Below are 6,044 nucleotides of genomic sequence, written 5' to 3'. Positions count from 1 at the left end.
GACGGGAAAAAGCCAGAAAACAAGTGGCTAAAATCCACGCAAAGATTAAAGACACTCGCACTGATTTCTTACATAGGGTCTGCTGAAAAAGTTTTTCCTGGGGGTAGGAGTCAGTAGCCGGTCGTCAGGAGCCGGTCGTTTCGGGCTTTGTTGCCATTGTTTTTTGTACCAAGCTATGTACTACAAGAAGGATAATGCAAGGTTTTTGAACGTCCCAATCCTATTTTCGCAGCATGAACATCGGACTTTAACAGGTCAAAAGCTTTATTTTAAAAGGGTTTTACCATTATTCAGCAAACCCTAAATAAATACTTCGCTGAAAAAGGTTCCAGCGAAGTACCACAATAGTCAGTGACCAGTTATCAGTTATCAGTACCCCTAGTGTAACACCTTTGATCCAAAAATCATACCTTTGGGCAGAAAAAGGCCAAAAATAAACACTTCGCCGAAAAGGGTTTCAGCGAAGTACCACAATAGTCAGTGACCAGTTATCAGTTATCAGTACCTTTAGTATAACACCCTTTTTCGATCACTGCAAACTTTTTTCAAATTTTAGGCCAAGAATTTTGGACCCAAACCGACTTTCGGCGCGTACACCGCCCGATCGCCCAATTCTGCTTCGATGCGTAATAAGCGATTATACTTAGCCACCCGTTCACTGCGACTGAGAGAACCAGTTTTAATCTGTCCGGCATTAGTAGCCACCGCCAGATCTGCGATCGTGGTGTCTTCCGTTTCTCCGGAACGATGACTGATGACAGAACGATAACCGTGACGGGTAGCCAGGGCGATCGTTTGTAGGGTTTCCGTCAAAGAACCGATCTGATTGAGTTTAATCAGGATCGAGTTAGCAATACCCAGATCGATCGCTTTTTGCAGACGGATGGGATTAGTCACCATCAAATCATCGCCCACCAACTGAATCCGCGCCCCCAGTTTATCGGTCAATAATTTCCAGTTATCCCAATCTTCCTCGTGTAAACCGTCTTCAATAGAAATAATCGGATAGCGATCAACTAAACTAGCCAAAAAATCCACCATTTCGGCGGGAGAATGGGCAGAACCATCGTAGATGTATTGACCATCCCGATAGAATTCACTGGCGGCCACATCCATAGCTAAAGCCACCTGCGACCCCGGTTTATAACCAGCACGTTCGATCGATTCGATCAAAATATCCAAAGCTTCCTGATTTGAAGCCAAATTCGGAGCATAACCGCCCTCATCGCCCACACCGGTCAGTAATTTGCGTTCGTGCAAGGCCTTACCCAAAGCGGCGAATACTTCCGCCCCCCAACGCAAACCTTCCTTAAAAGAATCGGCCCCGATGGGGAAGATCATAAACTCCTGAAAATCGACGTTATTATCAGCGTGAGAACCACCATTAATCACGTTCATCATTGGGACGGGTAGCACATTGGCCATCGGACCTGCGAGATAACGATAGAGAGGTAATCCCAGATCTGCCGCCGCCGCTTTGGCCGTAGCCAGAGAGACGGCTAGGATAGCATTAGCCCCTAATTCTCGTTTATTGGCCGTGCCATCGCGATCGATCATAGCTAAATCGATACTAGCTTGGTCGAAAGCATTCATCCCCTGCAAAACCGGGACAATTTTTTCGTGGACATTGCGAACCGCTTTCAGGACACCCTTACCACCGTAACGCTGGGGATCATCATCGCGTAATTCGTGGGCCTCAAAACTACCCGTAGAAGCGCCACTGGGAACCTGGGCCAAACCCATCGCCCCCGATTCTAATAGCACTTCCGCTTCGATAGTGGGACGGCCGCGGGAATCTAGAATCTCCCTAGCTGCGATCGCTTCGATGGGAACTTCGATTTTATCTAACATAACTTATCGTCTCCAACTCAATTTACGGGGTAATTTCGGCTGATTACTAATTGCCTAAAGGGAAATCCACGTTGACAATCTGCTTTTGATCATCAAAAACGAGGATTAAGGTATCCGTCAGTTTTTCAAATTGAATCGTCACCAACACCAGATCCACACCGTCCGTATCCGAGCCTTTTCTGACCTGAGTTCCCACGATCCGACGCACGGGGCCGGTACGCTTAAGTAAATTCTCCCAAGCGCCTTGCACTCTGGTGGGGAAAACCTCAGCTTTGAGAAAAGGGTGTAGATAGCCTCTGGCCAGGCCGTAGTCTTTATTGGCCAAAGCCTTGACAAAAGCATCGCCAATCTCAGAAATACTACGAAATTCGGGAAAATCGGCGGCAATTACCTGACCAGACCGGTTAAAGGTAATTACCACATCTTCAGTGAGTTTCTCAAATTCAACGGTGACAATCACCAAATTGGCATTGATAGCATCGAGTAGCTTGCTTTTGACAATGCGCTTAAACGGTCCAGTATTGTCAGTGACTTGGCTTTCCCAGACCTTTTGCAGTTTTTCGGCAGTCCAGAGGGGTTTTATTTGGGGTGACAAAGCTGCAATAACTTTGTCGTATTGTTTAGTTCCCAACCATTCTACTAACTGCCGAGCTTGCTTTTCTTCTCGGACGGGATCACCAATAGCGATCGCATTCGGTTCTAGGTTCGCCTGTACCGGTGAAACGCTGAACGCGGTCCAAGGCAGGGAAAAACCAATTAAACACAAAGAGAGAATCGATACCCGTTTCGCTAATGAAAGCCGCATCATTTCAGCTATTGCTCCGCAAATAAATAACGTTTTTCCACTTGACGATTGAATTGATGCCATTGTTCATTAGTTAAAGCATTCAAGATCGCTCGATCGGGCAATATCTCTCCCCTTGTTATACTGGTTTAACGATTAAAACTACCGCCGAACGCGCTTGCACCCGATAGGTTTCCGATTCAACAGCGGCCTCGGCATCTAAATCACAGGCTGCCTCGGACAATTGCCCAGCAGTATCGATGACGCGATGCCATTTTTCCCCTTGTCCCAAGGGGGGTAACTGGAAGTTGAGAGATTCCCAGTAAGCGTTCAGCATAATGTGTAAATACTCATTCGCCTTGGGATGACGCAGGGAAAAAGCTAAACTGTGGGAATCTTCCGACCAATCGGGTTTACTCAACTGTACGCCATGCCAACTGAGATGGGGTTCAAGACTGGTATAGGTGACTTCTAGCAATTTTTCCTGACGGAAAAGAGCTAATTTTTTATTAAAATCGATCAGTCTCCTTACGAAACACCAAAGATCGAACTCTTGCTCTACCGCACTCCAATCGAACCAACTTAACTGGTTATCCTGACAATAGGCGTTATTGTTGCCCTTTTGGGTGCGTCGCACTTCGTCCCCCATCAACAGCATAGGTGTTCCTTGGGAAATAAACAGGATCGTTAAGAGATTTTTTATTTGTTGCAGTCGCAGGGTTTTAATCGCCTCGTTATTGGTTTCCCCTTCTACCCCACAATTCCAGCTAAAATTATCGTTGCAACCGTCCCGATTCTCCTCGCCGTTAGCCTCGTTGTGTTTCTCGTCGTAGGAAACTAGATCGTTAAGGGTAAAGCCGTCGTGACAGGTAACAAAATTTATACTTCTATTGACATCGGTATCGGGTCTGTGGTATATGTCGGGGCTTCCTAAAATCCGCGCCGCTAATTTGCTGACTATGCCGGTATCTCCCCGGACAAAAGCGCGCACATCATCGCGAAAAGGCCCATTCCACTCGGAAAACCAATCGGCAAATTCAACAAATTGACCGACACTATACAATCCTGCCGCATCCCAGGCTTCAGCGATTAATTTTGTCCCGGCTAAGACTGGATCCGATTCGATCGCCCAGATCATGTTATAACCTTTTTGCAGAATCGGTTCCCCGTCCACATTGCGCGATAATACGGCCGCCAGGTCAAAGCGAAAACCATCGACGTGCATTTCCGACACCCAATAGCGCAAACAATCGAGAATCATTTTGCCAACAATGGGATGACTGCCCTTGAGGGTGTTACCACAGCCAGTATAGTTGCTATAGAGGCTTTTATCGACCGCATCGAGGATGTAGTAGGTGCGATTATCGATACCTTTCAAGGAAAGAGTCGGCCCGATTTCGTCCCCCTCGGCGGTATGATTGAAAACCACATCGAGAATCACTTCGATCCCCGCTTTGTGTAAAGCTTTCACCAGATCGCGAAATTCATTCAAAGGACCGAGGGGTGAGCGATCGCTACTGTAACCGGCATGGGGCGCAAAAAAGCCGATCGTGCTATAACCCCAATAGTTAGTTAACCCCGGCATAGCGGCAGCGGGATCAAAGTAATGAATCGGTAACAATTCCACGGCAGTAATGCCTAGGTTGGTCAAATAGGGTATTTTTTCGATTAATCCCGCAAAAGTACCTCTTTTTTCCTCGCTAACGCCGGAATTCGGGTTACGAGTAAAGCCACCGACGTGCATTTCGTAGATCAAACTGGCAGAGTAGGGAGTGCGTAGCGGTGCGTCATCTTCCCAATCGTAGCGGCCTGGATCCACTACCAGACCCCGCAAAGCTCGATGACAATTATCGCCTTTTTCGCTGGCAGCTTGTCGATCATAAATTTCCGCACCGACAATCGCTTTCGCATAGGGATCGAGAACTACTTTATCAGGATCGAAGCGATGACCCTGGTCCGGATTATCCGGACCATAGACTCGATAAGCATACACTTGACCGACTCCAATGCCGTGAACGAAAATATGCCAATAGAAAAAAGTGCGATTTTCTTGGGGATTCAGACGAATAATTTGACTAGGTTGCGGGGAATTGGCATCATCAAATAATAATAATTCTATGGCAGTGGCATACTTAGAAAATAGTGAGAAGTTGACACCATCGGCCAAGACAGTCGCACCGACGGGATGGCTTTTACCGTGATCGGTTTTTAAGGTCATTGTCAAGAGATAAGAAGTGATTAGGAGTAGTATAAGATTATTCGGCGTTGCTGAATCAAGCTATGAATGCCAAATGTGTGTCCTATCCAAAAGTTATACCAAATCCGGTTATTAAAAACTGATTAAGTAGGGAGGCACAATTATTTGTAGGATGGGTTAGCGGTAGCGTAACATAATCGGGCGTTGGGTTTCATGCTTCAACCCAACCTACGTTCATCTTATATTTAATTCCACCCACCCACTTATTTATTTACCCTTTTGCCTCTTGCCTGTTGCCTATTGCCTCTCCTGATATGTAGCCTATACTCAACGGATTTAGTATTAGTTTTGGTCTAGGTTTTAAAAATATCACAAAAGAATGTTCAGAACTCAAATCAGCAACGCCAGATTTTAATGGAGATGGCGTGATTAATTTCCAAGACCTTGCCCTATTCAATAAAGCTCTCAATTTCCCGATAGATAAAGAAAACAATTAGAGGAGTTTTAAATGGCCTTTCCCGAAGATTTTAGGCTTGATTAAGCCAATTGATTAAGTCAGCTTGAGTCTCAAAGTCTAGCAATGCTTCTCCTAAGTCTTCTAATTTTTCTACTGAGAGTTTTTGGATAGTTTCAGTGATATGCGGGGGAAGTTCACCAAAACGTCGCTTTAGTTGACGTAGCACTAACTTGGATGCTTCTTTTTGAAGTCCGATAGCTTCTCCTTGTTGAATCCCTTCGATTCTACCCTTTTGAATCGCTGCTTCTCTATCTTGTTCGTATAAAGGGGCTAAACGCATAATAAATTTCCTCTCCTCCTGGGTTCTTTTGGGTAAGGCTTGCAAGTTTCTACTCAAATTGTATAATAATTTTAAGGAAGCTGATTTAAAGGGATGATGAGGAGACAAGGCCTCTAATTCATCAATCGCTCTGGTTCTAGTTCCTCCTCTGCCTAATAATCTTAACCAAAGGGTTTCAGGGGTTTCAGGTAATTGATGCAGGACAATAAGGGATGTATTTAATGCTGGAGGTAAAAAATAAATTCCTTCTCCCCAATCTGGGTTTAATTGACCTGAAAAAGCAGTTATAATCCTCTGACTGGCAGTAGGAGTTAGTATCCATAGTCTAGGAATATTTTCTGCTAATAAGGGTTGTTGATGACGGTGAGCTTCTCTTTGTAATTGTTCCCGCACAGTCAACAGTTTAGATAAACAA

The 6,044-nt window shown here is 45.3% G+C and carries 4 protein-coding genes and 1 pseudogene; 1 reads left to right on the top strand and 4 read right to left on the bottom strand.

The window, feature by feature from the left end; all coding sequences use genetic code 11:
* Positions 1 to 80 (top strand): annotated as a pseudogene (locus tag O9332_RS18370) (RNA-guided endonuclease InsQ/TnpB family protein); the annotation flags it as partial.
* Positions 81 to 552: 472 nt separating this feature from the next.
* On the opposite strand, the gene eno reads toward O9332_RS18370, so the two are convergent.
* The 4 genes from eno to O9332_RS18350 form a co-directional block, all read right to left on the bottom strand.
* Positions 553 to 1,851: a phosphopyruvate hydratase gene (gene eno, locus O9332_RS18365; protein ID WP_288026756.1), complete on the bottom strand. Its 1,299-nt coding sequence runs from the start codon at positions 1,849 to 1,851 to the stop codon at positions 553 to 555.
* Positions 1,852 to 1,897: 46 nt separating this feature from the next.
* Positions 1,898 to 2,659 carry a DUF3887 domain-containing protein gene (locus O9332_RS18360; protein WP_288026754.1) on the bottom strand — a complete coding sequence of 254 codons (762 nt, stop codon included), beginning with the start codon at positions 2,657 to 2,659 and terminating at the stop codon, positions 1,898 to 1,900.
* Positions 2,660 to 2,774: 115 nt separating this feature from the next.
* Positions 2,775 to 4,853, bottom strand: a complete 2,079-nt coding sequence (gene glgX, locus O9332_RS18355; RefSeq protein ID WP_288026752.1) for a glycogen debranching protein GlgX — start codon at positions 4,851 to 4,853, stop codon at positions 2,775 to 2,777.
* Between the two features lie 506 nt (positions 4,854 to 5,359).
* A partial coding sequence (locus tag O9332_RS18350) for a DUF4351 domain-containing protein (RefSeq protein ID WP_288026750.1) occupies positions 5,360 to 6,044 on the bottom strand: 685 nt, incomplete at its 5' end.

It is taken from the genome of Microcystis sp. LE19-10.1B (assembly GCF_027530565.1).
GTDB classification, from domain to species: domain Bacteria; phylum Cyanobacteriota; class Cyanobacteriia; order Cyanobacteriales; family Microcystaceae; genus Microcystis; species Microcystis aeruginosa.
Note: the sequence above shows the minus strand (reverse complement) of the source record. Positions and strands in the feature narration are given on the sequence as shown.